This window comes from Rhodococcus sp. 11-3 (genome assembly GCF_023704055.1).
GTDB lineage: Bacteria > Actinomycetota > Actinomycetes > Mycobacteriales > Mycobacteriaceae > Rhodococcus > Rhodococcus aetherivorans.
In genome coordinates this window covers 2,086,647-2,111,741 of sequence record NZ_CP080406.1, presented here as the reverse complement: position 1 = coordinate 2,111,741, position 25,095 = coordinate 2,086,647, and the positions used below count along the sequence as shown (strand labels likewise).

Genomic DNA, 25,095 nt, shown 5'->3' with positions numbered 1-25,095 from the left:
GCCCTCGGCAACGCGGGCCACATGCAAGGAGAAGAACATGGAATTCTGTATCGGTACCTGCGCCAAGATCGATCAGGTCGCAGTGGTGAAACGGGCCGAGGACCTGGGCATCACACACTTCGGCGTCGGCGAAGGCCCCTTGCTGTTCTCCGACCCTTACCAGTTCCTCGCCCTTGCCACCCAGCACACCAGCACCATCAACCTGGGCACCATGGTCACCAATCCGCTGACCCGGATCGCCCCGGTCACCGCCAATTCGATGGCCACCCTCAACGCCCTGGCCCCCGGCCGGACCTTCCTCGGCATCGGCACCGCCAACAACGCCCTGCGCTCGATGGGCAACCGCACCGCGAAGATCTCCGAACTCACCCACGCCATCGAAGTCTCACGAGAGCTGATGGCCGGCCACCGGGTCACCCACCATTGGCTCGGGCAGTCCCGGGAAGTGGAGTTCCTCGACAAGGACAGTGGCTTCTACAACGTCACCGACCACATACCCATCTGGGTCGCGGCCGGCGGACCCCGCGGGCTCGCCGAGGCGGCGAAGTACGCAGACGCCGTCGTCTACTGCCTCGGGCCCGACACCGACATGATCGGCCTGATCCGCCGCGAACTCGACAAGGCGGTCGCCGATGCCGGCCGGGCACCGGGTTCGGTCAAGCTCGTCTCTCTGTCGTGGTTCTACCAACTCGGCAACGGGGAAACCTGGGAAGACGGCGTCACCAACGGCTTCGGTTCCGGCCCGATCAGCTCATGCATCACCAACGCCGGGCTGATGGACCAGCACCGCGAAGAGCTCGGCGATCCGATTGTCGACGCGTCCCTCACCGCCGCCCAGCAGTACCTCGCTGACCCGAAGACCCCGGACCAGCCGCACTACCTCGATGTCTGGGCGAAATACCTGCGCGGACTCGATCCCCGACACCGTCCGATCATCACCAAAGAACTCGTCGACTACTGGTGCCTGTACGGATCCCCCGCCGACCTGCGCGAGAAGGCGGCCCTGATGCGCGAGGCCGGCGTCGACATACTCCAGGTCTTCCTGTCCAACCCGTTCACCGCTGCCCGCGACATCGACAACATCGGGCACTCGATCCTCGCCCACGCCTGACCGCCCCCACCCTTTCCCAGCCAGGAGCTCTTGATGGAACTCGACCCGCGCACCACCGCCGTCGTGGCAGTGCACTGCCAAGGCGACATCGTCGGCCCCACCGGCGCCTTCGCCGACTTCTTCCACCAGCAGGTCACCGTACGCCACGTCATCGACCAGATTGCCGCGCTCATCGCCGCCGCCCGCACGGCCGCCGCAACCGTCGTCTACACCCGGGTCGCGTGGAAGCCCGACTTCTCCGATCTCGAGGTCAATTCACCCCTGCTGGGCATCGTCGCTCAATCCGGCTGCCTCAAAGAGGGCAGCGAACTCGCCGAGATCGTTGAACCGCTCGCACCGCACGGAGATGACATCGTGCTCACCCATCAGCGCATCGGCGCGTTCGCTCGTACCGACCTCGACACCGTCCTGCGCGAGAAGGGCATCACCACTCTCGTCTTCGCCGGAGTGGCCACGAACGCCTCCGTCGAGGGCACTGCCCGGGTGGCCAGCGATCTCGGCTACCGGGTGGTGATCGTCGAAGATGCATGCTCCGCAGCCACCCCCGCAGCGCACCACGCGAGCATCGACTCACTCGGACTGCTGGCCGAGATCAGCACCGTCGACGAGGTCCGCACCGCCCTGACCGCGACGGTCACCGGCACCCGCGCCTGATCACACCGAAGCTCGCTTCGATGCGGGCACATGACCGCGCCGTACATCCCCACCTATAGACCGCGACCAAACACACTAAATATCAGGAGTTTTCGTACATGAAGTCCACCATGCGTGTGGCCCGCCTCCACGAGATCAATCAGCCGATGCAGATCGAGGACCTCCCTGTTCCCGAGCCACGGCCGACCGATGTGCTGGTACAGGTCAAGGCATGCAACGTCGTGCCGAACCTGAGCAACGTCCTGGCCACCTACAGCGAATGGTTCCCCTATCTGCCGCTGCCCAAGCTCCCCGCCGCCTTCGGTCTCGACTCTGCCGGTGTCGTCGCCGCCGTCGGCAGCCATGTCACCGACGTCGCCGTCGGTGACCGGGTCTACGTCAACCCCGGCATCTCCTGCGGCGGCTGCCGCGCCTGCCGGCAGGGCAACGATCAGAACTGTGACCGCTATACCTTCATGGGCTACTTCTCCTTCGGCGCCGACGGCCAGAAAATGTTCGACGCCTACCCCTATGGCGGCCTCAGCGAGTATCTGACCGCACCCCAACGCAATCTGGTCAAACTGCCCGACACGGTCAGCTTCGAGGAAGGCGCCCGCTTCGGCTATCTCGGCACCGGCTACTCGGCACTGCGCAAGGCCGGCGCCGGCCCGGGCACCACGGTCCTGATCGACGGCATCTCAGGAACTCTGGGCCTGGGCACCTGCCTGAACGCCCTCGCGCTCGGCGCGACCCGCATCTTCGGCACCGGCCGCAACGCCGGCCTGCTCGACGACGTCCGCGCGATCGCCCCCGACCGCATCCACGTCCTCCCCGCCGGGGAGGGTGAGCTGCGCAGCTGGGTGCACGAGCACAACCACGGCGAGGGCGTCGACATCGTCATCGACGCCCTCGGTCCCGGCGCCCCTGCCGAATCGTTCCTCGACGCCATTACCACCCTCCGTCGCGGTGGCGTCGCGGTCGATATCGGCGGCATGATGGAACGCCCACCGCTGGATATGTTCTCGCTGATGTGCCGGCAGATCAGCGTGCTCGGCAGCTTGTGGTTCTCCACCGCCGAAGCCCAGGACATGGCCGACCTCGCTGGCGCCGGGGTCCTCGACCTCTCGGTCTTCGAACACCACAGTTTCCCGCTCGAGAAGATCAACGAAGCACTCGCAGACCTGCCTGCCCGACATGGCGGATTTTCGAACTTCATCAGCGTTCCCTGAGGTGACACGCGAAAGATAAGAGCGAGACTCGGTGCAGATGGCCTTTGCGATGAAGATGCGAAGGTCATCTGCATTCAGCGCCGGTAGCTACGCGCGCATTGCAGGTTCAGTGCCGATAGCCGAAATCATGTGAGTCTGGAGATAGCAAAGCTCATTTCCCACTGCGATCCACTTCCTGCCGAACTCCATGATCGTCCTCCTGTCGTCGGTGCGCCCTGTTGCGCACCACCAGCCGTGGTTCCCACGCGTGAAACCTCGGGGAGACCGACATCAGCGAGTTCTCATGATCGAAGAAGGGATCGATGCGGTGCCGCGAATGGACAAAAGGGATAATCGAGCGGCCGCGCGGATTCCCCCGATCCGTGCGCCGTCCCGAGAGAAAGAGACACACATGAAGATTCGTCGGCTCATCGCCACCGCGGCCGGGTGCGCTGCCCTCGTCGTCGCCGCTCCGGCCACCGCGAACGCATTCTCGCTCGCCGACCTGCTGCCCACCGGATCCGCGGATTTCCTGTTCCCGCAGCCCGCCCCGCCGGCTCCTGCCCCGGCACCCGCGCCCCAGGCGGCCCCGGCCCCCGCGCCCGCGCCCGCGCCCGCGCCGAGCGTCGGATACAAGAACTGCACCGAGGCGTGGAACGCCGGCGTGGCGCCGCTGTACCGGGACGAGCCCGGCTACGCGCCGAAGCTGGACCGCGACGACGACGGCATCGCCTGCGAGGTCGACCCCCGCTAGGATCCACCGACGCGACGGGGGCCTGCGACCGTGTCCGGTCGCAGGCCCCCGTCGTCGTGTGCGGTGATCAGAGCCAGCGCGGCGGCTGCACGTCGGCGCCGGCGGTGAGTCCGACGGCGCCACGTCCGGCGGCCCAGCGCACCACGGCGGCGAGCGGGCCGCTCACCTTGGTGACCGGGTCGGCGTCCTGTCGCACGGCGATCGGGTCGCGACCGTCGACCTCGAGCACGAGGCCGGCGCCGAGATCCTTCTTGCGCCACATCCCCACGATGTCGTCGAGCAGCGAGTCGAGGACGACGGGCGGGAAGTCGCCGAAGCGCGCGCCGTTGCCCAGATCCACCGCGTGGATCCACACCTCGCGGGTGCGCATCCAGGCGGTCTCCTCGGCCGGCACCAGCCGGCCCTGCGCCGTGCGGACCTGCGCCTGCCACGCCGACTCCGGCAGGTGCCGCCACTTCTCGTCGAGCCGGGCCACGGTGTGGGTGAACAGGTTCCGCAGCGCCGCCGCATTGAGGGTGGCGCCCTCGGCGATCTCCTGTCCGCGCTGCTCGGTGGAGGCATACATGGGCGTCTCGACGCCCGTGGCGGCCCAGTCCATGAGCCGGCACAGGGCCGCGGCGTTGTAGCCGACGTGCGCGACGAGGTGCTTACGCGTCCACCCCTCGAGCGCGGTCGGTGCGTCCAGCTCGTCGTCGGTGAGTTCGGCGAGACGCTGGGAGAAGTACGCGGTGCCACGCCGGGCGATCAGCAGCCGCTCGGACAGGTCGAGATTGTTGAACCCCACGGGTGAGCTCCTACTTGACGATGGTCTTGTTGCGCACCGAACCGAGGCCCTCGATGCTGACCTCGACCGTCTCCCCGTTGCCGATGTAGCGAGCAGGCTTACGGGCGTGCCCGACCCCACCGGTGGTGCCGGTGATGATGACGTCGCCGGGCTGCAGGGTGACGATGTGGGAAATGTAGTCCACCAGCTTGGCCGGGGTGAACACCAGGTCGTCCGTGGTGGCCGACTGCATGACCTCACCCTCGAGCCGGGTCTCGATGCGCGAGCCGAGGGCGTAGTCGGTGCTCAGGAACGGACCGAAGCCGCTGGTCTTCTCGAACGTCTTGCCCTGATCCCACTGCAGCGTGCGGTACTGGTAGTCGCGCATCGTGTAGTCGTTGATCACCGAATAGCCGGCGATGTACTGCTCGGCGTCGGCCTCGGAGACCTGGTACGCCTGCTTGCCGATGACGACGGCCAGCTCGGCCTCCCAGTCGAGCTGCGCGGCGGCGTACTCGGGGACGATCACGTCGTCGTAGGGGCCGGTGAGGGCCTCCTTGAACTTCGAGAACAGGGTCGGGTACTCGGGCAGGTCGCGGCCCATCTCCTTGATGTGGGTCCCGTAGTTCAACCCGACGCAGACGATCTTGCCGGGGTTCGGCACGACCGGCGCGTAGTCGGCGTTCGTCAGGTCGACGGTGCGTCCGGCGGCCCGCTCGGCGACGGTCTTCCAGTCCGGGTCGGTCAGCAGCGCGGACAGGTCGGCGTAGCCGTCGATCACGGTGGCGGTGGTGTCGGAATCGACGCGCACGGCGGCGGTCGTGCCGTCGAGGCGGAGGGTGGCGAGTCGCATGTCGGGTCAGGCTCCTTCGGAGATGTAGGTGCGGTTGAAGTGCAGGCGTTCGACGATCGGGGCGTCGGAGAAGGCGAACAGGTCGACGCCGCCGTCGGTCTCGAGCGACCACTCCACCCAGGACGGCACGACGATCATGTCCCCCTTGGTGACCGTGTGGTCCCGGCCGCCGAGGTGGAAGCGACCTTCGCCCTCGAAGACCTGGAACACGGTCGAGCCCACGTCGCGCCGGGTGCGGGTGTGCGCGCCGGCGCGCAGCCGGTGGAACTCGGCGCGGATCGTGGGCATGACGTCGCCGCCGGTGGTCGGGTTGGTGTACCGGATGGCGGCGTGGCCGGGTTCCGGGGTGGCGGCGTAGCCCTCGTCCTCGAGGGCGAGCTGCTCGTTCAGCGCGGCGTCGGTGTACTTCCAGCGGTAGCACGCGATCGGCGAGCTGGACTTGGCGTCGAGGCCGACGAGCGGGCGCAGGCCGGGGTGCACCCACAGCCGCTCGGAGCGGGAGACGTCCGGGGTGGACTCGTCGGTCACCCCGTCGGAGCCGAACTCGAAGAACCCGGTGTCGGTGTAGTGGACGAACGGGATGTCGAGGCCGTCGATCCAGGCCATCGGATGGTCGGTCTCGTTGTGGTGGCCGTGGAAGTTCCAGCCGGGGGTGAGCAGGAAGTCGCCGCGGCACATGGCCACCGGATCGCCGTTGACGACGGTCCACACGCCCTCGCCTTCGACGACGAACCGGAAGGCGTTCTGCGAGTGCCGGTGCTCAGGCGCGGTCTCCTTGGGGCCGAGGTACTGGATCGCCGCCCACAGCGTGGGGGTGACGTAGGGGACGCCGCCGAGACCGGGGTTGGCCAGCGCGATGGCACGCCGCTCGCCGCCGCGGCCGACGGGCACGAGATCGCCCGCCCGCTGGGCCAGCGGGTACAGGGTCGACCACTTCCACACGAACGGCACGGCCTTGGACGTCGGGGCCATCGGCATCAGGTCGCCCAGCTGGGTCCACAGCGGATTGAGGTGCTCGGTCTCGAAGTCTGCGTAGAGCTGCTGCAGCTCCGGATCGGTGTTCTCGGTAGCGGTCATGACCTCTCCTCGTGAAGCGGGACACGTGCGGCGTTGCTCTCAACCTAGGTCGCCGGTCCTCCCGCAGCACAAACAATTCTTCTATGCGGAATCCCTGCGCCACCCTCCGCGGGGCCCGGGCCGCGTCATTCGATGTGCGCGACGTCGACCTCGATCCCGCGGACCGTCGCGCGCATCCGGGAGACGAGGGACCCGTTCAGATGCTGGCGGTACCGTGTGATCGGCACCGCGGCCGTGATCGCCGCGATCGCCCGTCCGCGCCCGTTGCGGACGGCGACACCGAATGCGGCGACCCCCTCCTCGGTCTGCTCCACGTTGACGGCGAACCCCACCCTGCGGGCCGCCTCGAGCTCGGTGAGAAACACCTCGAATTCCCCGGGGGCGAGCCGGCGGTCCACCCCGTACCCCGCGATCGGGCGCGGGTCGATGTGCGGCTCTTCCGGCGGCCTCAGGTAGAGCTGCTCGAGCGTCTGCCTGGGCAACTCCGCCAACAGGATTCGCCCTCCGGCCGTGAGCTCGGCGGCCAGCACCTGACCTTGGCGGTCGCCGACCCGCAGCATCGACTCGGACTCCGCGGAGTAGAGGAACCGGGCCTGCGACCCCACCCGGATGACGAGGTTGATCGTCTCGCCGGTCAGGATCGCCAGCGCCTCCATGTGCGGCCGGCAGAGTTCGGTGAGTTCCCGCGTCCAGCCCTGCTGCGCGGGTCCCACTCCCATCGCCGGGCCGGGGTGGTAGCGGCGCTTCTCGTCCTGCACGGCGAACCCCCGGTACACCAGCATCGACAGCAGGCGGTGGGCCGTCGACGGGGCCGTCCCGAGTTCCTCGGCGGCATCCTTGAGCCGCAGCGCACCGACGTCGCGGAGCATCTGCAGCAGGCGCAGGGCGTTGTCCACCGATTCCAGCGCATACGACGGCCGGGTGATGGTCTTCGATGCCTTCTTCGGGGCCGCGGACTTTTTCTGCACACCAGAACTTTATTGCACCGGCGCGTGGGGCGCATCACGGTAGAGCCATGCACAGTTCTTCCGGCGCCGACGCCGCCCCCGGCGAACGCACGATCGTCCTGAATCGCGGTACGGCGCTCGCAGTGATCGTCTGCTGGCTGTTCGTCGTCTTCGACGGCTACGACCTCATCGTCTACGGCAACGTCATCTCCAGCCTCCAGGACGAGTGGGGCATCAGCTCCGCGACCGCCGGAACCCTCGGCAGCCTCGCGTTCCTCGGCATGATGATCGGCGCGGTGCTCGCCGGGCGCCTGTCCGACGCGATCGGCCGCAAGCAGGCCGTCATCGGCTGCGTGGTGGTGCTGTCGGTGTTCACCACGCTCTGCGCCTTCGCCACCGGTCCGTTCATGTTCGGCGCCATGCGGCTGATCGCCGGACTCGGCCTCGGCGGCCTGGTACCGACGTCGAACGCCCTGGCCGCCGAACTCGTTCCGCGGCGGTGGCGCGCCGCCGTCGCGACGATGATGATGTCCGGCGTGCCGATCGGCGGATCCATCGCGGCCCTGCTCGGCATCCCGGTCATCCCGAACTGGGGCTGGCGCCCGATGTTCCTGTTCGCTCTCGTGCCCCTGTTCGTCCTCGTGCCGTTGGCGCTGAAGTACCTGCCCAACACCCATTCCAAGACGGACGCCCCGGCCGGCGGCGGCTTCCGCGAACTGCTCGGCTCGAGGTTCCGGACCATCAGCATCATGTTCGCCCTGGTCACCGTGGTGACGCTGCTCGCCTGGTACGGCCTGGGCACGTGGCTGCCGAAGCTCATGCAGAACACGGGCACCGACCTCGGCAGCGCCCTGACCTTCGCGCTGGCGCTGAACCTCGGCGCGGTGGCCGGCTCGTTCATCACCGCGTGGGGCGGCGTGCGGTTCGGCACCGTGCCCACCAGCATCGTCGCGGCGTTCGTCGCCGGCGTGGCCCTGCTCGCCCTGCTGCTCTCCCCACCCACCGCGGTGGTGTACGCGATCTTCGTGCTCGCCGGCGTGGGCACCCACGGAACGCAGTGCCTCATCATCGCGGCGGTGGCCTCCTACTACCCCGACCATCTGCGCGGCACCGCGCTCGGCTGGGCGCTCGGCGTCGGCCGGATCGGGGCCGTGGCCGCCCCGCAGATCGGCGGCTGGCTGCTCGCCGCCGGACTGGGCGCGAACTCGAACTTCATCCTCTTCGCCGTGAGCGCGCTGATCGCCTCGCTGTTGCTGACCGTCGTGTGGAAGCGCTTCCCCGTCAGCGACGACGCACCGCGCGGCCCGATCATGGCCCACTGATCCATTCGTCATATCGATCTACCGACCACAAGGAGTGTCATGTCCGATCTGAAGGACGCGCGGGTTCTCATCGCCGGCGGCGGCATCGGCGGAGTCGCCAACGCCCTCGCCCTCGCCCTCAGGGGAGCCGAGGTCACGCTGTTCGAGCGCGCTTCGGAGTTCGGCGAAGTGGGCGCCGGACTGCAGATCGGCCCGCACGGCTCCCGCATCCTCCAGGCGCTCGGCGTCTACGACGAGGTCATCTCCAAGGGTGTCCTGCCGAAGAACCTCGTCTTCCGTGACGCCGTCACCGCCGAGATCCTCACCAAGGTCGACCTCGGCCACGACTACCAGCAGCACTACGGCGGCGTGTACTTCGTCGTCCACCGCTCCGATCTGCACGCGGTGCTCGTCGACGCCGCCCGCCGGGCCGGCGCCGACCTGCGCACCGACGCCCCCGTGAACGACGTCGTCACCGAAGGCGACAAGGTCCGCGTCATCCTCGAGAACGGTGAGGAGCACGTCGGCGACATCGCTCTCGGCATGGACGGCCTGCACTCGCGGCTGCGCCCGAAGCTGTCCGACGACAAGCCGGTCGGCTCCGGATACGTCGCCTTCCGCGGCACGTTCCCGATGAACGAGGTCCCGCTCGAGGAAGAGATCGAGGACGTCGTCGGCTACATCGGCCCGCGCTGCCACTTCATCCAGTACCCGCTGCGCCAGGGCGAGATGCTCAACCAGGTTGCCGTCTTCCAGTCGCCCGCATTCCTGCGCGGTGAAGAGAAGTGGGGCAGCCCGGACGAACTCGCGCACGCCTACGACCACTGCCACGAGAGCGTCCAGACCGCGCTGAAGTACCTGTGGACCGACCGCTGGTGGCCGATGTTCGACCGCAACCCGATCGACAACTGGGTCGACGGCCGCATGATCCTGCTCGGCGACGCCGCGCACCCGCCGCTGCAGTACCTCGCCTCCGGCGCCGTCATGGCGCTCGAGGACGCCAAGTGCCTGGCCGACTACGCCGCCGAGGACTACCAGGGCGACAACGCCAACTGGCCGAAGATCCTGCGCGACGTCAACGCCGAGCGCGCACCGCGCTGCAACCGCATCCTCACCACCGGCCGCATGTGGGGCGACCTCTGGCACCTCGACGGTGCCGGCCGCGAGGCCCGCAACGAGCTGTTCCGCATCCGCGACACGTCGAGCTACAAGTACACCGACTGGCTGTGGGGCTACAGCTCCGACCGCAACCGCTGAGCCACCGGGCGTGTGGCCGAATGTCACACGCGTTCGATCCAAGCGAACCCGTGTGACATTCGGCCGCCGGCTCGTAGGCTGGCGCGCATGGGTTCGCTGCGGGCCGCCGTCGTGGGCGGGGGGATCATCGGCGCCGCCACCGCGCGGAAGCTGGCGATGCACGGGGCCGACGTCACCCTCTTCGAGAAGGAACCCCGGCTCGCCGCGCACCAGACCGGCCACAACAGCGGGGTGGTGCACGCCGGGCTGTACTACCCGCCCGGCAGCCTCAAGGCGCGCCTGTGCCGGCGCGGGGTGCAGTTGCTCGCCGAGTTCACCGCCGCCCGCGGCCTGCCGTACGAGGAGTGCGGCAAGCTCGTCGTCGCGCTCGACGACAGCGAACTCGACCGTCTCGACGCCATCCACGACCGCGCCGTCGCCAACGGGGTGCCGGGAATCCGCCGGATCGGGCCCGACGAGATCACCGACATCGAGCCGCACGCGCGCGGCATCGCCGCCCTGCACTCCCCGCACACCGCCATCGTCGACTACGTCGCGGTGACCACCGCCCTCGCCGACGACGTCACCGCGGCGGGCGGCACCGTCCGGCTCGCCACGCCCGTCACGGCGATCCGCTCCCTCGGTGACGAGGTGCTCGTCGGCACCGACACCGGCACCGACGGCTTCGACCTGGTGATCACGTGCGCGGGCCTGCAGTCGGATCGGCTCGCCCACGGCGCCGGGGACCTCGCGACACCCGCGATCGTGCCGTTCCTCGGCGACTACCACCTGCTGCGGCCCGAGGCGGCCGGGCGGGTGCGCGGACTGATCTATCCGGTGCCCGATCCGCGGTACCCGTTCCTCGGCGTGCACCTGACCAAACGGATCGACGGCGCGATCATGGTCGGGCCCAACGCGTTCCTGGCGCCGGGCCGCGAGGCGTACCGCCGCCGGTCGGGGTCGCTGCGGGACCTGCGCGACGCCCTCGTCTTCCCCGGATTCCGCCGCTTCGCCGTCCGCAACGTCCCGGCCGCGACGCGCGAGCTGCGCACGGCCGTGAGCATCCGGCGGTTCGTCGCCGAGGCCGCGAAGTACGTGCCCGGGTTGACCGTCGCCGACGTGCTCCCCGGACCCCGGGGGATCCGCGCGCAGGCCATGGAGGCCGACGGCTCGCTCGTCGACGACTTCGTCATCACCGGGCACGGGCGCGTGGTCCACCTGCGCAACGCCCCCTCCCCCGGCGCGACGTCGTCGATGGCGATCGCCGAGCACCTCGTCGGCGCGGCGCTCGAGCGGGCCGGTCTGCAGGCCTGAGCGCTCACACGACGTACGTCTCGAGCCACCGCTTCATCACGGCCGCCGCGTGCGCGACGGTCTCGGGCTGTACCGAGCGCAGTTCGGCGGCGACGGCGTCGGCGGACCCGGGCCCGAGGGCCGCCTCGAGCGACGCCCGGTACTCGTCGATCGCGAGCCAGCCACCGAGTTGGTCGGCGTCGGCCTCGAGATGGAACTGCACGCCGTAACTGCTGCCGTGCCGGAACACCTGGTTCGGGTAGGCCCGCGACGACGCGAGCAGGGTGGCGCCCGGCGGCAGGTCGAAGGTGTCGGCGTGCCACTGCAGGACCGGGAAGGTGGACGGCAGCTCGCCCCACACCGGGTCGGCGGCCGAGGCGTGCGCGAGTTCCACCTCCCCCACGCCGACCTCCGGGACGGGGCCGGTGTAGACGTCGGCGCCGAGGGCCGCGGCGAGCAGCTGCGCGCCGAGACACACCCCCCACACCGGAATGCCGGCGGCGACGGCGGACCGCAGGTACGCGATCTCCTCCCCCAGCCACGGCAGCGTCGCGGCGTCGGCGACGCCCATCGGGCCGCCCATGACGACGACGGCGGCGTAGTCGAGCGCCGTGGGCACCGGGTCGCGCCCGAGCCGGACGGTGCGCACCTGCGCGTACTGCTCGAGCACCGGCAGATACGCGGCGGGGCCCTCGCATTCGACGTGGCGGAGTTCCAGGACGACAGGGTTCATCGCCCCAGCATGCCCGCTGTACGTTGCACCTCGGGTGCCCGGGGCGTGAACGTTCGGTGAGCGAACGTCGCCGACCGGTGCTCCCCCACGGACCACCGCCGCCATGGTGCGATGGTGGGAGGCGGCCCGACGGGCGGGCCGGCGACGGAAGGATTCGACATGGCACGGATCGTGATCATCGGCGGCCACGGGAAGGTGGCACTGCACCTCGAGCGGCTGCTCGCCGACGCCGGCGACGAGGTGACCGCGGTGATCCGCAACCCCGACCACGCCGACGACGTGCGCGCCGCGGGCGCGACCCCCGTCGTGGCCGACGTCGAGCACCTCGGCGTCGACGAACTCGTGCCGCTGCTGTCCGGTCACGACGCCGTGGTGTGGTCGGCCGGCGCGGGCGGCGGCAATCCGCAGCGCACGTACGCCGTGGACCGCGACGCGGCGATCGCCTCGATGACCGCGGCCGAGCGCGCGGGGGTTCGCCGCTACGTCATGGTGTCGTACTTCGGGGCCGGCCCGGACCACGGCGTGCCCGAGGACAACGGCTTCCATCCGTACGCCGAGGCGAAGGCGGCCGCGGACGCGCACCTGCGCGGCACCGATCTGGACTGGACGATCCTGGGCCCGAGCCTGCTGACCCTGGATTCGCCGACGGGCCGGATCGAGACCGGCCCGGACGCCGGCAAGGGGCAGGTCTCGCGGGCGGACGTGGCGGCGGTCGCGGCGGCGGTGCTGCACCGGCCCGCGACGGTGCGGCGCACCATCGAGTTCAACAACGGGGACACCCCGATCGAGGAGGCCCTCGACGCACTCGGCTGAGCAGCGCTTGACGGGTGACGCCGGCGGGGCCGATGGTGGAACGGGCCGGCAGGAGCACAGCTCGACGACAGGGGTATCCGCCATGAAGGTTCTCGTTGCATACGCCAGCCGGCACGGCGCCACCGCCGGGATCGCGGAGCGGATCGCCGAGGTGATCCGGACCGAGGGGCACGTGGTGGACACTCTGGAACTGCCGGCTCCGGCGTCGGTGGACGACTACGACGCGTGCGTCGTCGGCAGTTCCGCCTACCTGGGGCACTGGGAGAAGCCGGCGAGCGCGTTCGTGCGCGAGCACCGCGACGGACTCGTCGCCCGCCCGGTCTGGCTGTTCACCAGCGGACCGCTCGGCACCGACGAGGTCGACGAACAGGGACAGAACGTGCGGGAGAGCGCGGCACCGCAGGAACTGTCGGAGCTGACCGACGCGGTCGCGCCACGGGAGCATCACGTGTTCTTCGGCGCCCTCGACCCGAAGACGCTCGGTGTCGGAGCGCGGTTGATGCGCAAGCTGCCCGCCGGACGAAAGCTCTTGCCCAAAGGCGATTTCCGGGACTGGCAGGAGATCGAGGACTGGGCGAGGGGCATCGCACGGACGCTGGACGCGGCGTGATCGCAGCGCAGGAGGGCACCTGGAACTCGGGCATGCCCTACCTGCGCGCCGGTACGGGTCCGCCCCTGCTGTTCATGCCCGGCCTGTCGAACCACCACCGGCCACCCCGCGGCTTCGACCGCCGCACCCAGCTGGGACAGATCGCGCCCTGGACGACGACGCGACGCGTGTGGTGGGTGAACCGCCGGCCGGGCCTGCCGCCGGGGACCACCATGGCGGATCTCGCCCGCGACTACGCGGAGGCGATGCCCGACCACTTCCCCGGCCCGGTCGACGTCCTCGGTGTCTCGACCGGCGGCAGCGTCGCGCTCCAGCTGGCTCTCGACCACCCGGCGCTGGTGCGCAGGTTGGTGCTCGTGGCGTCGGCGCACCGCCTCGGCCCGGGCCGCGAGGTGCAGCGACGGGCCGCGGCCGTCGTGCGCGAGGGGCATCCGCGACGGGCGATGGCGGAGCTCGCGGCGACGACGGGGGCGCGATGGTGGTCGCGCAGGCTGCTGTGGACGCTGGGATGGCTGCTCGAGCCGTCGGGTGCCCGGCACGGGTACGACGATTTCCTCGCCGTGGCCGAGGCCGAGGACCGCTTCGACGTGACCGCCCGGCTCCCCGAGGTGTCGTGTCCGGTGCTCGTGGTCGGCGGCGACCGGGACGGCTTCTACGGCGCGGCGCTGTTCCGGGAGGCTGCGGCGGCCGTGCCGCGGGGCCGGGTGCTCGTCCATCCCGGGGTGGGCCACCTGGGCGTGATAACGGGTGAGCGGAGCGTGAGGGACGCTTCGAGCTTTCTCGACACTCCCGACGCGCCGGACTTTCCGGGGAACTGGCGGGCACCCTCCGGCACAGCCGGATAATCGTCGCGTCATCGGGACAGGTCGGTGGAGGGAGCTCACGTGAAGGTACTGGTGGCGTACACGACGGCATACGGGGCGGCCCGCGGCGTGGCCGAACGGATCGCACAGCGGCTCACCGAAGCCGGGCACGACGCGGACCTGCGGGATCTGGCCGAGCCGGTCGATCCGTCGGACTACGCCGCGATCGTGCTCGGCAGCTCGGTGCACAACGGGCAGTGGCTCGCTCCCGCCGCTCGTTTCGCGGATCTGCACCGCGCGCTCCTCGCCGGGAAGCCCGCGTGGCTGTTCTCGGTGCAGACCATCGGTGCGACGAGCGCGATGATCTCCGCGCGGCTGGCCGGGTGGGTGCGGCCGAAGCTGAAGGAGCCGAAGGTGGCGGCGGCGCTGCGGGCGACGGCGAACGTGCGCGAGTACCGGGCCTTCGCCGGGGCGATCGAGCCGGAGCAGTGGCCGGGGCCTCTGGGCCGGGTGGTGTTCCGCCTGACCGGCGGCCGGTACGGCGATCACCGGGACTGGGCCGACATCGACGCCTTCGCCGCCCGGATCGTCCGGAATATCGATCGGCCGTAGCCGGGAATTCACATTTCGGGCCGACCGCGCGAATCGCACATAATTCCGAATCCCCGCGACCCGGCTGCGGTCCGAACAATATGCTCACCCATATATCTGCAGATTTCCCCGGCCCTGACCGGCGGAAATACCGAATATCAAATAAAAAGGGCAATCGGTACCCGAATTACCTGCGACTCAACCACACTCGTGTTACACATGAAAAGTCCGCCCGAACAAACAGAATGAAGGAGCTTTCATGTCAAGCCTCCAAGATTTGCTCGGTTCAATCGAGCTCGGTGACCTGCTCGAACTTATCCTGGATCTGCTCAGCTGACCGTCCGACGCACAAGAGCCCGCACATGCCCCGTGCGGGCTCTTGTGCGCCGTAGCATCGAAGGATCTCGTCCCGACCGAAGGTGATCCCATGCGCCGTCCGAGACCGTTCCGTCGAGTGACGGCAGTCGTCGCGGCGACGCTGACGGCCGCCGCGCTCGCCGTGGCCGCACCCGCGGCGGCACAGCCGGCCCCGAGCGCCGACGGTTCGTACCTCGAGCGCAGCGAGGACAACAGCCCTCGGCAGCGCACCCTGCACGTGTACTCGGCGTCGATGAGCCGCGTGATTCCGGTGGCGGTGCTGCTGCCGCGCGACACGAGCACCCCACGCCCGGTGCTGTACCTGCTCGCCGGCGCCGGCGGCGGCGACGGCGGCACCCTCACCTGGCTCGACCGCACCGACGTGGCCGACTTCTTCGCCGACAAGGACGTCAACGTGGTGCTGCCGCTCGAAGGCGCGTTCAGCTACTACACCGACTGGAAGCAGGACGACCCGGTCCTCGGCCGGAACCGATGGACGACCTTCCTCACCCGCGAGCTGCCGCCGATCGTCAACGCGGCTCTCGGCACCACCGGGGCTAATGCCATTGCGGGACTGTCGATGTCGGGGACTTCTGTGCTGAGTCTCGCGGAGTCCGCACCGGGCCTGTACCGCGGTGTCGGCGCCTTCAGTGGCTGTGCCCAGACGAGCACCCGTCCCGGCCGGACCTACGTCGAACTCGTCGTCGAGGTGCGCGGTGGCGGCGACGCCGACAACATGTGGGGTCCCGAAGGCGACCCCGCATGGGTGGCCAACGACCCCTACGTCAACGCCGAGAAGCTGCGCGGGACGCAGATCTACCTGTCCAACGGCACCGGGTTGCCCGGTCCGTACGACCGGCTCGATCATCCGAACGTCGCCGGCGACCCGGCGAACCTTGCCGAGCAGGTCGTCGTCGGGGGCATCATCGAGGCCGCCACCAACGAATGCACGCATCTGCTGGCCCGGCGGCTCGCCGAGCTCGGCATCCCGGCCACCGTCGACTTCCGGCCCGTGGGCACCCATTCCTGGGGCTACTGGCAGGAGGACCTGCACCGGGCCTGGCCGATGCTCGGCTCCGCCATCGGCGCCTGACCCGCAACGCGCGACGGCACCCCCGTCCGGGATCGCCGGGCGGGGGTGCCGTCGTCGGACGGACTCAGGCCTGTGGGGCCAGTTCCTCGGTGCGCACCGGCGACGTGTCGGTCGCCGCAGCGATGGCCTCTTCGAACTCGCGGTGGCCGGCCTGCGAGCCGAGCTGCAGGGCGAGGCGGACCAGGAAGCCTTCCCGGTCGGACGGGTCCACCTGATCGAGCGCATCCGACAGACCCAGCCACACGTTCTCGCGGCGCTGCTCGTCGTCGGTGAGCACCTGCGCGGGGCGTGCGGGGACGGCCGGGCCCTCGGGTGCCGTGCCGGCGCGGAGCGCGGCCGCGACGCCGGACAGTTCGGCGACCGGCACCCGGCACAGCAGCAGGCCGTCGGGGCGGATGACGAAGGCCTCGCCCGCGGTCGCGCCGAGCGCCTCGGCCAGGTCGGGCGCGTCGAGCACCGTGACCCCGTCGGCGGCGGTACCGCCGACGGCAACAGAACTGTCGGCGCCGCCGACGGCAGCAGCGCGCACGCTCTCCGGCGCAAGAGCGGCGGCGAGGTCGGAAGTGGCCGCGGCGAGGGCGGCACTGCCGTCGGCGTCGAGGCCGAAGCCCACGACGGCGAAGCCGGTGCCGCGAACCACGTTGAGCGACGACGCGGTGCTGCCGTCGGCGGTGACGACCCGCACGCGGCGGTCCTCGACGGGGTCACCGGGCAGCACCCCGGTCAGGCCCTCCGCGACCGGCCAGGTCAGCGGCGACAGGCGAGCGTGGGTGGCGCTGGACTGGCGCGGGTTGATCAGTTCACCGAACTCGGGGCGGCCCACGGCGAGCGCCAGCACCGCGTCGCGGGTGGTGCGGTACCCGTGGGTTCCCGGGGACATGATGAGCGTGGACTTGCCGGCGTTCGCGACGTTCTGCTCCCACGCGTCGTGCCGCTCGATCGAGTACGCCTGCAGCAGCGCGGCGTCGGCGTTGCCGTGGACGACGGCGGCGAGCTGCCAGGCCAGCGTCTCGGCGTCCTCCATGCCGGAGTTCAGGCCGCGCACGCCGAAGATCGGCACGAGGTGCGCGGCGTCGCCGGCGAAGAGGATGCGGTCGTGGGTGAACTCGCGCAGCGCGAGGGCGCGGGCGCTGTAGAACCCGTGCCACTCGAGCGTCCAGGGCAGGTCGTTCTGCAGCCAGTCGAGGTGCTTGGCGATGCGGGCCCGGATGGCGTCTTCCTGGGTCTCGATCTCCGCGTCCTCGGACGGGTCGAGCTGGTAGTCGATGCGCCAGATGTTCTTCGGCTGCTTGTGCATGATGATCGTCGAGCCGGGGTTGCTCGGCGGATCGAACCAGACCATGCGCTCGGCGGGCAGGTCCGACTCCCAGTGGATGTCGGCGATGACGTAGCGGCCCTCGTAGTTGGTGCCCTCGAGGCGCAGGCCCGCGAGCTCGCGCATGCGGCTGCGGCCGCCGTCGGCGGCGACGACCCACGCGGCGCGCAGGTGGCGCTTGCCGAACGCGGTGTCGACCTCGAGGGTCACCTCGTCGTCGCCGCGGAGGATGCCGGCGATGCTCGCCTGCCAGTGCAGCGTGATGAGCGGGTTCTGCTCGATGGTGTCGACGACGATCTGCTCGTACTCGGACTGCGAGACGTTGATCATCGGCGGCCGCACATCGAACTCGCGCTGCGGCATCCGGAAGTGCAGCACCTGCTGGTCCCGGTAGAAGCTGCGGCCACCGACCCAGGGCAGGACGATCTTCTCGAGCTCGGCACCGAAGCCGAGGCGTGCGGCGGCCTCGAGGCTGTGCCGGGAGATGCAGATGGCGCGGCTGCCGAAGGAGACCTGGTCCGCCGCCTCGAGGATCGTCACGGGGATGCCGCGCTGCGCGAGACCGAGGGCGACGGCCATGCCGACGGGTCCGGCTCCGACGACGACGACGGGCAGCGCCTCGGCGTCGGGCTGCATCGACGGGAAGTCGGATGCGGGGTACTTGGGGGGCTGGTAGTAGGTCGACATGCCTCAGGCCACTTCCTGCTCGGACCGATGGGAGGGCGCCACCGCGACCGACGGGTCGTGGGGGTGGCGCAAAAGGAGGATGCTGATCAGGCTGACGAGCGCGATCAGCACGAAGTACGCGGTGACGGCGAGCGAGGTGCCGAAGGCCGCGAAGAGGGAGGTCGCCACGATGGGGGCGAGGCCGCCGCCGAGGATCGCGCCGATCTGGTAGCCGAGCGACGCGCCGCTGTAGCGGATGTGGGCGGGGAACAGCTCGGCGAACAGGGCGGACTGCGGCCCGGCGCAGGCGCCGAGGACGAAGCCGAGGGCGATCATCGCGACGAGCATCACGGGCAGGATCGCGGTGTCCATCAGCGGGAAGAACAGGGCCGCGACGATCACGAGGGCGATCGAGCTGACGATGTAGACGCGGCGCCGGCCGACGATGTCGGACTTGTAGGCGCTGATCGCCATGCCGGCCATCCAGAACGGGCACGAGGCGATGAGCAGGAACAGCATCGTGGACTTGTCGAAGCCCAGTTCCTTCTCTCCGTACTTGAGGACGTAGACCATGTAGGCGTAGGCGATGCCGTTGGTGGCGACGAAGGTGCCGCCGGCGAGCAGCACGGTCTTCCAGTGCTTGACGAGGACCTCGGCGAGCGGGAGCTTGACGTCCCCGGCCGCGTCCCGGCTCTTCTCGAAGTCGGCGCTCTCCTCGAGCCCGAGCCGGATCCACATGGCGACGCCGACGAGGGCGGCGCTGAGCAGGAACGGCACGCGCCAGCCCCAGTCCGCGAACGCGGCATCGTCGAGGACAGCCGTGAGCGGCAGGAACACGAGGTTGGCGAGGAGGACGCCCGCGGGAACGCCGATCTGGGGTGCGGCGCCGTAGAGGCCGCGCTTGCCCGCGGGCGCGTTCTCGGTGGCGACGAGGACGGCCCCGCCCCATTCGCCGCCCACGCCGAGGCCCTGGACGAAGCGCAGGGCCACCAGCAGGATCGGCGCGGCGACGCCGATGGCGGCGTAGTTGGGCAGCAGACCGATGGCGACGGTCGCGAAGCCCATCAGCAGCAGCGAGGTGACGAGCATCGATTTGCGGCCGACGCGGTCGCCGAAGTGGCCCATGACGATGCCGCCGATGGGGCGGGCCACGAAGCCGACGGCGAGGGTCGCGAAGGCGGCGAGGGTGCCGGCCAGTTCGGACGTGCCGGGGAAGAACTGCGGCCCGAGCACGAGGGCGGCGGCGGTGCCGTAGATGAAGAAGTCGTACCACTCGATCGCGGTGCCGACGAAACTGCCGAGCGCAGCCTTGCGGGCCTTGCGCTGCAGTACCTCCGGCGACGGTGCCGGCGTGGTAATCGTCATGTGTTGCTTGCCTTTCACGATGCGGCCCGCGTCACGGCGGACCGGGCAAGCATGACCCCCATCACAAGCGGTTGAAAAGCGCAACTATTCGTGCTGATACCCCGGAAATTCCGTGGTACTCCGGATCACCGCAGGTCAGGGTCTCGCGGTGGGTGTCCTTCCCGTGGACGCGAAGTGAATGAATGCTCGTGTCACCCGGCTGAGCATCGAGTCCTGATGCCACGCGACGACCACGTCGACGGAGTCGGGAACCGGATCGACGAGCGGCCTGACGACGAGTGGGAGATTCTCGTACGTCACGTCGAGCGGGGGCCGCTGCAGCAGCAGGGTCCACCCCAGGCCGCGACCGACGAAGGCCCGCGCCGTCTCGTAGTTGGAGGTGCGGTAGGCCACGCGCGGCGCGAACCCGGCGCCCCGGCACACCTCCATCGCGTGGTTGCTGCTCGGCGGCGCGTCGAGCAGCACCATCGGGTCGTCGCGCAGATCGGCCAGCCGCACCGGGCCGTCCCCGCCGGCGAGACGGTGGTTCGCGTCGAGCAGCACCGTCGGCTCGCGCGTCATCAGCGTCGCCTTGCGCCACTCCGCGGACAGTTCGAGGTCGTAGACGATCGCGAGGTCGAGCTCGCCGTTGTCGAGCTGGGTGCGCAGCCGGTTCTGGGTGTCTTCCCGGAACTCGACCCGCGCGCGCGGGAAGCGGTGGGTGAATCCGGCGAGCAGCGCGGGCAGCACCGTCGGCCCGAGGGCGGGGTAGCACCCGATGGCGACGGGGCCGGCCACACCGCCGCCCTCCCCCACCGCGTCGGCCTGCAGTTCGCTCGCCTGGTGCAGCAGCACCCGGGCGCGGGCCAGTACCGCCTCCCCCATCGCCGTCAGCTGCACGCCGCGCGCCCGCCGTCGCACGGCCAGCTGCGTCTGGAGCGACTTCTCGAGGTCGGTGAGCGCCGCGGACAGCGCGGACTGTGACAGGTGCAGCCGCTCGGCGGCGCCGGCGATCGTTCCCGTCTCGGCAACCGCGACGAACGCCGCGAGCTGGCGCATGGTGAAGTTGGGCACCGAGTCGGGACGGGTCATGCGGGCAACGGTATCGAGCGGGAGCTTTCTACCCCCAGCGGGAGGTTGTCGCCGGTGCTACTCGACGGATGGCGCAGCGACAGCCCGGTGGTCGCGACAACCTCCCCTTCCCACGGGCCCGCTCGACATCGACTACGCGCGGCGGGGCCGGGCACCTGTGCGGTGCCCGGCCCCGCCGGTGACGCGGATCAGGCGCTCAGGTCGACGTCCTTGCTCTCCTTGACGAACCGGGCGAGGACCACGGCACTCAGGGCGCAGCCGGCGACCAGGTACACGATCACGCTGCCGATGGTGCCGGAGCCGGCGTACAGCGAGGCCACGATGACCGGGGTGAAGCCGGCACCGAGGAGGCTGCCGATCTGGTAGCCGAGGGAGGCGCCGGTGTAGCGGGCGCGGGTGCCGAACTGCTCGGCGAGGAACGCCGGCATGGGGCCGAACGTCAGCGACTGCAGGACCGAGCAGGCGATCACGAAGGCCAGCACGACCAGCAGGAAGTTGCCGGACGAGGCGAGCTGGAACAGCGGCCACGCCAGGACGACCATGCCGACGAAGCCGGTCATCATGACGGGCTTGCGCCCGTAGGTGTCCGACAGCCGGGCGGCGCCCAGGATGCCGAAGATCGCGACGAACTGGCAGATCGCGAAGGCGGTGAGGCCCTGCGACCGGGACACGCCGTTCCCGGCGGCGTAGGTGATCACGAACGTCGAGAACAGGGCCTGGATCACGAACGGCGCGGTGCACACCAGTCCGGCGAGGATCAGGGTGCGCGGCGCGCGCAGGATCGTCACCAGCGGGATGGTCTCCTTGGTCCGGTCCTTCTTCGCCTCGGCGGCGCGCAGCGCCTCCTCGAAGACGGGGCTCTCGGCGATGCGGGCCCGCACGAACAGGCCGACGGCAAGCAGGACGGCCGAGAACAGGAACGGGACGCGCCAGCCCCACGAGAGGAAGTCGTCCTCCGGCAGGAGAGCAGCGAGCGAGAGGGCGACGGTGCCGAGCACGGCGCCGGTGGGGCCACCGGCGTTGGTGAACGCCGCCGCGAAGCCGCGGTTGCGGCCCTTGACGTGCTCGAGCGACATCAGGGCCGCCCCGCCCCACTCGCCGCCGATCGCGACGCCCTGCACCGCACGCAGCAGGATCAGCATCGCGGCGCCCCAGGTGGGTATCGCCGGGACGAGGCCGATCAGGAAGGACGCCACTCCCATGATCGTCATCGACAGCATGAGCATCTTCTTGCGGCCGATGCGATCGCCGAAGTGACCGAAGACGATGCCGCCGAGCGGGCGGGAGATGTAGCCGATGGCGAAGGTCGCGTAGGAGGCGATCAGCGCGAGGCCGGGGCTGAGGTTCGCGAAGAACACGGGGCCGAACACGAGCGAGGAGGCGGTCGCGTACAGGATGAAGTCGTAGAACTCGACGGTGCTCCCGAGGTAGCTCGAGAACACGACGCGACGGATGTCCTTGTTCCGCTGCGCCGGCGCGACGATGGCGGCGGGCTCTGGGTCTGCGAGGGTCATGGTGGGTCCTTACTCTGCGAGGACGATGCTAGATCCGGTCGGCGGGGCCGCTCAGAAGGGGTAGACGGGCACGTCGCGGCTGACGGTGATCCAGCGCGACTCGGTGAACGCCTCGATGCTGTTGGCGGCACCGCCGAATCGGGCGCCGTTGCCCGAGGCGCCGAGACCACCGAACGGGATGTTCGCCTCGTCGCCGACGGTCTGGTCGTTGATGTGGGCGATGCCGGTGGGGATCCGCTCGGCGAGGGCGAGGCCCTTGCCGACGTCGCGGGTGAAGATGCCGAGTGACAGCCCGTACTCGGTGTCGGTGGCCAGGGCCACGGCCTCGTCGAGGGTCGAGAACTTCACGACGGGAGCGACGGGCCCGAACACCTCCCGGGCGTAGGCGGGGGCGCCGGCGGGGACGTCGGCGAGGACGGTGGGCCGGTAGAACAGGCCCTCGTACGTGCCGCCCGCGACGAGGCGGGCGCCGGCGTCCACGGACGCGGTGACCAGAGCGTGGATCTTCTCGAGCTGACCGTGGTCGATGATCGGCCCGAGCGCGACCTGCTCGGTGGCGGGGTCGCCGACGGGCAGCGCCTCGGCCTTGGCGGCGAGCTGCGCGACGTACTCGTCGTAGACGGACTCGTGCACGATGTGCCGGCCGGTGGTCATGCACACCTGGCCCTGGTGCAGGAAGGAACCGGCGGCACCGGCGGCCACCGTGGCGGCCAGGTCGGCGTCGTCGAGGACGACGATCGCGGAGTTGCCGCCGAGTTCGAGGTGGACCTTCTTGAGGTTGCGGGACGCGGCGGCGCCGACGGCGCGGCCGGCCGGGGTGGAGCCGGTGAAGGAGATGACCGGTACCCGCGGATCGTCGACGAGGGCGGCGCCGACGTCGGCGCCGGCGGGCAGCACGGACAGTACCCCGGCGGGCAGGCCGGCCTGTTCGAAGATGCGGGCGAGGGCCACGCCGCCGCAGACGGCGGTACGCGGGTCGGGCTTTAGGATCACGGCGTTGCCGAGGGCGAGCGCCGGCGCGACGGATCGGATGGCGAGGATCAGCGGGAAGTTGAACGGCGCGATGACACCGACGACACCGACGGGCACGCGCTTCGACATGCTCAGGCGCGGTGCCTCGCTGGGCAGGATCTCGCCGAGCGCGTGCGAGGGCAGGGCCGCGCCCTCGAAGCACTCCTGCGCCGCGACGTGCGTCTCGAGCTGGGCCTTGGGGCGCAGGGAGCCGGACTCGCGCATGATCCAGCGCTCGATCTCGTCGGCGTGCCGCTGCCACAGGTCGCCGGCGCGGCGCAGCACGGCGGCGCGTTCGGTGTGTGGGCGGGCCGCCCAGTCGCGCTGGGCCGCGACGGCACGGTCGACGGCGCGTTCGAGGTCGCCCTCGTCGGCGAGGCCGACGCTGCCGAGCGTCGCGCCGGTCGCCGGTTCGACGACCTTGATCTCACCGGCGCCGCCGGGGATCCAGTCTCCGGCGAAGATCTTTCCCTGCCAGATGGATTCGTCGAGAAGTGCCATCACGAACTCCTTGTGTACGGGTGCCGGACCGGCCGGCGGGCGAAGCGGGGCACGCGGCGGTCGCGGCCGTGAATGAGGGGACCGCCGAGGCGGCCGTGGGTGAGGACCGCCGAGGCGGCCGGACGAGGCGGCTGGACGCTCGCTCGGTGCCGGGGAGCGAGCCCTCCGTTGGCCCCTGAAGTATGGGTCACGTCACAATGGCGTGAAAAGCAGAATTAGCCGGTGATATTCCACAGGTCTGCTCAACAATGGTGACATGCGGGACCGCGGGCGGCACCGAAGCCGGTCGCCACCCGCGGATCCGGTGAACCTGCAGTTCAGGGGGTCGGCGCGACGGCGTCGAGAATGCCCCACGTGCGCAGGATCTCGGACGGGTCGTCCCGTCCGGGCACGGGAGGCGCGGCCGGCACGCCCGCCGGGGTGCGCGAGAAGCGAGGCGCGGGCGCAGGTTCGGGGTGACCGTCCCGGTACAGGAAGGTGCCCCGCGCGGTGAGGTGCGCGTCGGCGGGCGCCTCGGTCATCGAAAGGATGGGGGCGACACAGGCATCCGTGTCCCGGAAGACTGCCGCCCACTCGTCGCGCGGGCGGGTGGCGAACGCGGCGGCGATCCGCTCGCGCAGCTCCGGCCAGCGCCGGCGGTCCCACTGCCCCGGTAGCTCGCCGGCCGTATCGAGGCCGAGCCCCGCGAGAAGCTGCGCGTAGAAGGGTGGTTCGAGGGCCGCGACCGCGACGTGCCGGCCGTCGGAGGTCTCGTACACGTCGACGAACGGGGCCCCGGAGTCGATGAGGTTGGTGCCGCGCGCGTCCTGCCACGCGCCCCCGGCGAGCATCGAGTACGGGTTGGCCATCAGGTGCGCGACGCCGTCGACGATCGCGGCGTCGACGACCTGGCCGCGCCCGGAGCGCTGCGCCTCCCACAGCGCGGCGAGGATGCCGGATACGAGATACATTGCACCGCCGCCGAAGTCGCCGACCAGGCTGAGCGGCAGCTGCGGGGGTCCGCCGGCCCGGCCGATCGCGTGCAGCGATCCGACCAGGGCCTGATAGGTGGGGTCGTGCCCGGCGCGCTGCGCGAGCGGCCCGTCCTGGCCCCAGCCGGTCATCCGGCCGTACACCAGCTTCGGGTTGCGCGCCCAGCAGTCCTCGGGACCCAGGCCCAGGCGTTCGGTGACACCGGGCCGGTAACCCTCGATCAGCACGTCGGCCTTCTCGACCAGCGCGAGCACCGTCGCGAGCCCGTCCGGGTCCTTCAGGTCGGCACCGATCATCCGCTTGCCGCGCTGGAGGGTGTCCAGCCGCGGATCGATCGGCATGGTGAACCCGGCGCCGGCACGCTCGACGCGTACGACGTCGGCGCCCTGATCGGCGAGGAACATCGCAGCGAACGGCGCCGGTCCCAGCCCGGCCAGTTCCACGACCTTCAGGCCGGCCAGCGGGCCCGTCCGGTGTTCGGTCATCGTGATCTTCTCCTGCAGG

General features: G+C 70.3%; 23 protein-coding genes. 12 read left to right on the top strand and 11 right to left on the bottom strand.

What is annotated here, in order from left to right:
* The first annotated feature begins 37 nt into the window (after positions 1-37).
* From KZJ41_RS10225 to KZJ41_RS10210, 4 genes are all read left to right on the top strand, one after another.
* Positions 38-1,111 (top strand): LLM class flavin-dependent oxidoreductase, encoded by a 1,074-nt coding sequence (locus tag KZJ41_RS10225; protein WP_029542606.1) that lies wholly within the window; start codon positions 38-40, stop codon positions 1,109-1,111.
* A 33-nt stretch (positions 1,112-1,144) separates the two neighbouring features.
* Positions 1,145-1,765 (top strand): cysteine hydrolase family protein, encoded by a 621-nt coding sequence (locus tag KZJ41_RS10220; RefSeq protein ID WP_006938964.1) that lies wholly within the window; start codon positions 1,145-1,147, stop codon positions 1,763-1,765.
* Between the two features lie 98 nt (positions 1,766-1,863).
* Positions 1,864-2,973, top strand: coding sequence for an alcohol dehydrogenase catalytic domain-containing protein (locus tag KZJ41_RS10215; RefSeq protein ID WP_102799169.1), 1,110 nt, complete (start codon positions 1,864-1,866; stop codon positions 2,971-2,973).
* Positions 2,974-3,364: 391 nt separating this feature from the next.
* The gene (locus tag KZJ41_RS10210) at positions 3,365-3,706 is read left to right on the top strand and encodes an excalibur calcium-binding domain-containing protein (RefSeq protein WP_168579407.1); all 342 of its coding nucleotides are present in this window, start codon (positions 3,365-3,367) and stop codon (positions 3,704-3,706) included.
* A 67-nt stretch (positions 3,707-3,773) separates the two neighbouring features.
* On the opposite strand, the gene KZJ41_RS10205 is transcribed toward KZJ41_RS10210, so the two are convergent.
* The 4 genes from KZJ41_RS10205 to KZJ41_RS10190 all read right to left on the bottom strand — a co-directional run bounded on the left by KZJ41_RS10205 (position 3,774) and on the right by KZJ41_RS10190 (position 7,367).
* On the bottom strand, positions 3,774-4,490 hold the full coding sequence (locus KZJ41_RS10205; RefSeq protein WP_102799208.1) for a maleylpyruvate isomerase family mycothiol-dependent enzyme: 717 nt from the start codon (positions 4,488-4,490) through the stop codon (positions 3,774-3,776).
* 10 nt (positions 4,491-4,500) lie between these two features.
* Positions 4,501-5,322 carry a fumarylacetoacetate hydrolase family protein gene (locus KZJ41_RS10200; RefSeq protein ID WP_006939099.1) on the bottom strand — a complete coding sequence of 274 codons (822 nt, stop codon included), beginning with the start codon at positions 5,320-5,322 and terminating at the stop codon, positions 4,501-4,503.
* 6 nt (positions 5,323-5,328) lie between these two features.
* Positions 5,329-6,399: a cupin domain-containing protein gene (locus KZJ41_RS10195; protein ID WP_006939100.1), complete on the bottom strand. Its 1,071-nt coding sequence runs from the start codon at positions 6,397-6,399 to the stop codon at positions 5,329-5,331.
* Between the two features lie 125 nt (positions 6,400-6,524).
* Positions 6,525-7,367, bottom strand: a complete 843-nt coding sequence (locus KZJ41_RS10190) for an IclR family transcriptional regulator (RefSeq protein WP_102799207.1) — start codon at positions 7,365-7,367, stop codon at positions 6,525-6,527.
* Positions 7,368-7,414: 47 nt separating this feature from the next.
* Here KZJ41_RS10190 and KZJ41_RS10185 point away from each other — a divergent pair, with 47 nt between their 5' ends.
* The 3 genes from KZJ41_RS10185 (at position 7,415) to lhgO (ending at position 11,197) form a co-directional block, all read left to right on the top strand.
* Positions 7,415-8,668 carry an aromatic acid/H+ symport family MFS transporter gene (locus tag KZJ41_RS10185; protein WP_006939104.1) on the top strand — a complete coding sequence of 418 codons (1,254 nt, stop codon included), beginning with the start codon at positions 7,415-7,417 and terminating at the stop codon, positions 8,666-8,668.
* Between the two features lie 39 nt (positions 8,669-8,707).
* Positions 8,708-9,904 carry an FAD-dependent monooxygenase gene (locus KZJ41_RS10180; RefSeq protein ID WP_029542596.1) on the top strand — a complete coding sequence of 399 codons (1,197 nt, stop codon included), beginning with the start codon at positions 8,708-8,710 and terminating at the stop codon, positions 9,902-9,904.
* Positions 9,905-9,991: 87 nt separating this feature from the next.
* Positions 9,992-11,197 carry an L-2-hydroxyglutarate oxidase gene (gene lhgO, locus KZJ41_RS10175; RefSeq protein WP_006939111.1) on the top strand — a complete coding sequence of 402 codons (1,206 nt, stop codon included), beginning with the start codon at positions 9,992-9,994 and terminating at the stop codon, positions 11,195-11,197.
* Positions 11,198-11,201: 4 nt separating this feature from the next.
* Here lhgO and KZJ41_RS10170 read toward each other — a convergent pair whose 3' ends face one another.
* Positions 11,202-11,909 carry a type 1 glutamine amidotransferase gene (locus KZJ41_RS10170; protein ID WP_006939113.1) on the bottom strand — a complete coding sequence of 236 codons (708 nt, stop codon included), beginning with the start codon at positions 11,907-11,909 and terminating at the stop codon, positions 11,202-11,204.
* Between the two features lie 159 nt (positions 11,910-12,068).
* Between KZJ41_RS10170 and KZJ41_RS10165 the strand changes: the two genes are divergently transcribed.
* From KZJ41_RS10165 to KZJ41_RS10145, 5 genes are all read left to right on the top strand, one after another.
* Positions 12,069-12,722 carry an SDR family oxidoreductase gene (locus KZJ41_RS10165; protein WP_168579404.1) on the top strand — a complete coding sequence of 218 codons (654 nt, stop codon included), beginning with the start codon at positions 12,069-12,071 and terminating at the stop codon, positions 12,720-12,722.
* An 82-nt stretch (positions 12,723-12,804) separates the two neighbouring features.
* Positions 12,805-13,332, top strand: coding sequence for a flavodoxin domain-containing protein (locus tag KZJ41_RS10160; RefSeq protein WP_050034910.1), 528 nt, complete (start codon positions 12,805-12,807; stop codon positions 13,330-13,332).
* Positions 13,329-14,177, top strand: a complete 849-nt coding sequence (locus tag KZJ41_RS10155; RefSeq protein WP_246872528.1) for an alpha/beta fold hydrolase — start codon at positions 13,329-13,331, stop codon at positions 14,175-14,177. Before KZJ41_RS10160 ends, KZJ41_RS10155 begins: the two co-directional genes overlap by 4 nt.
* A 39-nt stretch (positions 14,178-14,216) precedes the next feature.
* A complete protein-coding gene (locus KZJ41_RS10150) occupies positions 14,217-14,747 on the top strand; it encodes a flavodoxin domain-containing protein (protein WP_006939119.1) in 531 nt (176 codons plus the stop codon).
* A 406-nt stretch (positions 14,748-15,153) separates the two neighbouring features.
* A complete protein-coding gene (locus KZJ41_RS10145; RefSeq protein ID WP_251550718.1) occupies positions 15,154-16,176 on the top strand; it encodes an alpha/beta hydrolase family protein in 1,023 nt (340 codons plus the stop codon).
* Positions 16,177-16,240: 64 nt separating this feature from the next.
* Here the strand turns inward: KZJ41_RS10145 and KZJ41_RS10140 are convergent, their stop codons facing one another.
* From KZJ41_RS10140 to KZJ41_RS10115, 6 genes are all read right to left on the bottom strand, one after another.
* Positions 16,241-18,178 (bottom strand): FAD-dependent monooxygenase, encoded by a 1,938-nt coding sequence (locus KZJ41_RS10140; protein ID WP_251550717.1) that lies wholly within the window; start codon positions 18,176-18,178, stop codon positions 16,241-16,243.
* A 3-nt stretch (positions 18,179-18,181) separates the two neighbouring features.
* On the bottom strand, positions 18,182-19,522 hold the full coding sequence (locus KZJ41_RS10135) for an MFS transporter (protein ID WP_006939122.1): 1,341 nt from the start codon (positions 19,520-19,522) through the stop codon (positions 18,182-18,184).
* A 135-nt stretch (positions 19,523-19,657) separates the two neighbouring features.
* Positions 19,658-20,593, bottom strand: a complete 936-nt coding sequence (locus KZJ41_RS10130; RefSeq protein WP_006939123.1) for a LysR family transcriptional regulator — start codon at positions 20,591-20,593, stop codon at positions 19,658-19,660.
* 188 nt (positions 20,594-20,781) lie between these two features.
* Positions 20,782-22,107: an MFS transporter gene (locus KZJ41_RS10125; RefSeq protein ID WP_006939125.1), complete on the bottom strand. Its 1,326-nt coding sequence runs from the start codon at positions 22,105-22,107 to the stop codon at positions 20,782-20,784.
* A gap of 51 nt (positions 22,108-22,158) precedes the next feature.
* The gene (locus KZJ41_RS10120) at positions 22,159-23,619 is read right to left on the bottom strand and encodes a benzaldehyde dehydrogenase (protein ID WP_065922799.1); all 1,461 of its coding nucleotides are present in this window, start codon (positions 23,617-23,619) and stop codon (positions 22,159-22,161) included.
* A 317-nt stretch (positions 23,620-23,936) separates the two neighbouring features.
* On the bottom strand, positions 23,937-25,076 hold the full coding sequence (locus KZJ41_RS10115) for a CaiB/BaiF CoA-transferase family protein (RefSeq protein ID WP_043799283.1): 1,140 nt from the start codon (positions 25,074-25,076) through the stop codon (positions 23,937-23,939).
* Between the last annotated feature and the right edge of the window lie 19 nt (positions 25,077-25,095).

What these genes read in the sequence shown, in the direction of transcription:
- KZJ41_RS10140 (WP_251550717.1), bottom strand. Translation starts at nt 18,178, where the DNA reads ATGTCGACCTACTACCAGCCCCCCAAGTACCCCGCATCCGACTTCCCG.
- KZJ41_RS10120 (WP_065922799.1), bottom strand. Translation starts at nt 23,619, where the DNA reads ATGGCACTTCTCGACGAATCCATCTGGCAGGGAAAGATCTTCGCCGGA.
- KZJ41_RS10125 (WP_006939125.1), bottom strand. Translation starts at nt 22,107, where the DNA reads ATGACCCTCGCAGACCCAGAGCCCGCCGCCATCGTCGCGCCGGCGCAG.
- KZJ41_RS10145 (WP_251550718.1), top strand. Translation starts at nt 15,154, where the DNA reads ATGCGCCGTCCGAGACCGTTCCGTCGAGTGACGGCAGTCGTCGCGGCG.
- KZJ41_RS10130 (WP_006939123.1), bottom strand. Translation starts at nt 20,593, where the DNA reads ATGACCCGTCCCGACTCGGTGCCCAACTTCACCATGCGCCAGCTCGCG.
- KZJ41_RS10135 (WP_006939122.1), bottom strand. Translation starts at nt 19,522, where the DNA reads ATGACGATTACCACGCCGGCACCGTCGCCGGAGGTACTGCAGCGCAAG.
- KZJ41_RS10210 (WP_168579407.1), top strand. Translation starts at nt 3,365, where the DNA reads ATGAAGATTCGTCGGCTCATCGCCACCGCGGCCGGGTGCGCTGCCCTC.
- KZJ41_RS10200 (WP_006939099.1), bottom strand. Translation starts at nt 5,322, where the DNA reads ATGCGACTCGCCACCCTCCGCCTCGACGGCACGACCGCCGCCGTGCGC.
- KZJ41_RS10215 (WP_102799169.1), top strand. Translation starts at nt 1,864, where the DNA reads ATGAAGTCCACCATGCGTGTGGCCCGCCTCCACGAGATCAATCAGCCG.
- KZJ41_RS10160 (WP_050034910.1), top strand. Translation starts at nt 12,805, where the DNA reads ATGAAGGTTCTCGTTGCATACGCCAGCCGGCACGGCGCCACCGCCGGG.
- KZJ41_RS10180 (WP_029542596.1), top strand. Translation starts at nt 8,708, where the DNA reads ATGTCCGATCTGAAGGACGCGCGGGTTCTCATCGCCGGCGGCGGCATC.
- KZJ41_RS10185 (WP_006939104.1), top strand. Translation starts at nt 7,415, where the DNA reads ATGCACAGTTCTTCCGGCGCCGACGCCGCCCCCGGCGAACGCACGATC.
- KZJ41_RS10220 (WP_006938964.1), top strand. Translation starts at nt 1,145, where the DNA reads ATGGAACTCGACCCGCGCACCACCGCCGTCGTGGCAGTGCACTGCCAA.
- KZJ41_RS10225 (WP_029542606.1), top strand. Translation starts at nt 38, where the DNA reads ATGGAATTCTGTATCGGTACCTGCGCCAAGATCGATCAGGTCGCAGTG.
- KZJ41_RS10170 (WP_006939113.1), bottom strand. Translation starts at nt 11,909, where the DNA reads ATGAACCCTGTCGTCCTGGAACTCCGCCACGTCGAATGCGAGGGCCCC.
- KZJ41_RS10195 (WP_006939100.1), bottom strand. Translation starts at nt 6,399, where the DNA reads ATGACCGCTACCGAGAACACCGATCCGGAGCTGCAGCAGCTCTACGCA.
- KZJ41_RS10115 (WP_043799283.1), bottom strand. Translation starts at nt 25,076, where the DNA reads ATGACCGAACACCGGACGGGCCCGCTGGCCGGCCTGAAGGTCGTGGAA.
- KZJ41_RS10165 (WP_168579404.1), top strand. Translation starts at nt 12,069, where the DNA reads ATGGCACGGATCGTGATCATCGGCGGCCACGGGAAGGTGGCACTGCAC.
- lhgO (WP_006939111.1), top strand. Translation starts at nt 9,992, where the DNA reads ATGGGTTCGCTGCGGGCCGCCGTCGTGGGCGGGGGGATCATCGGCGCC.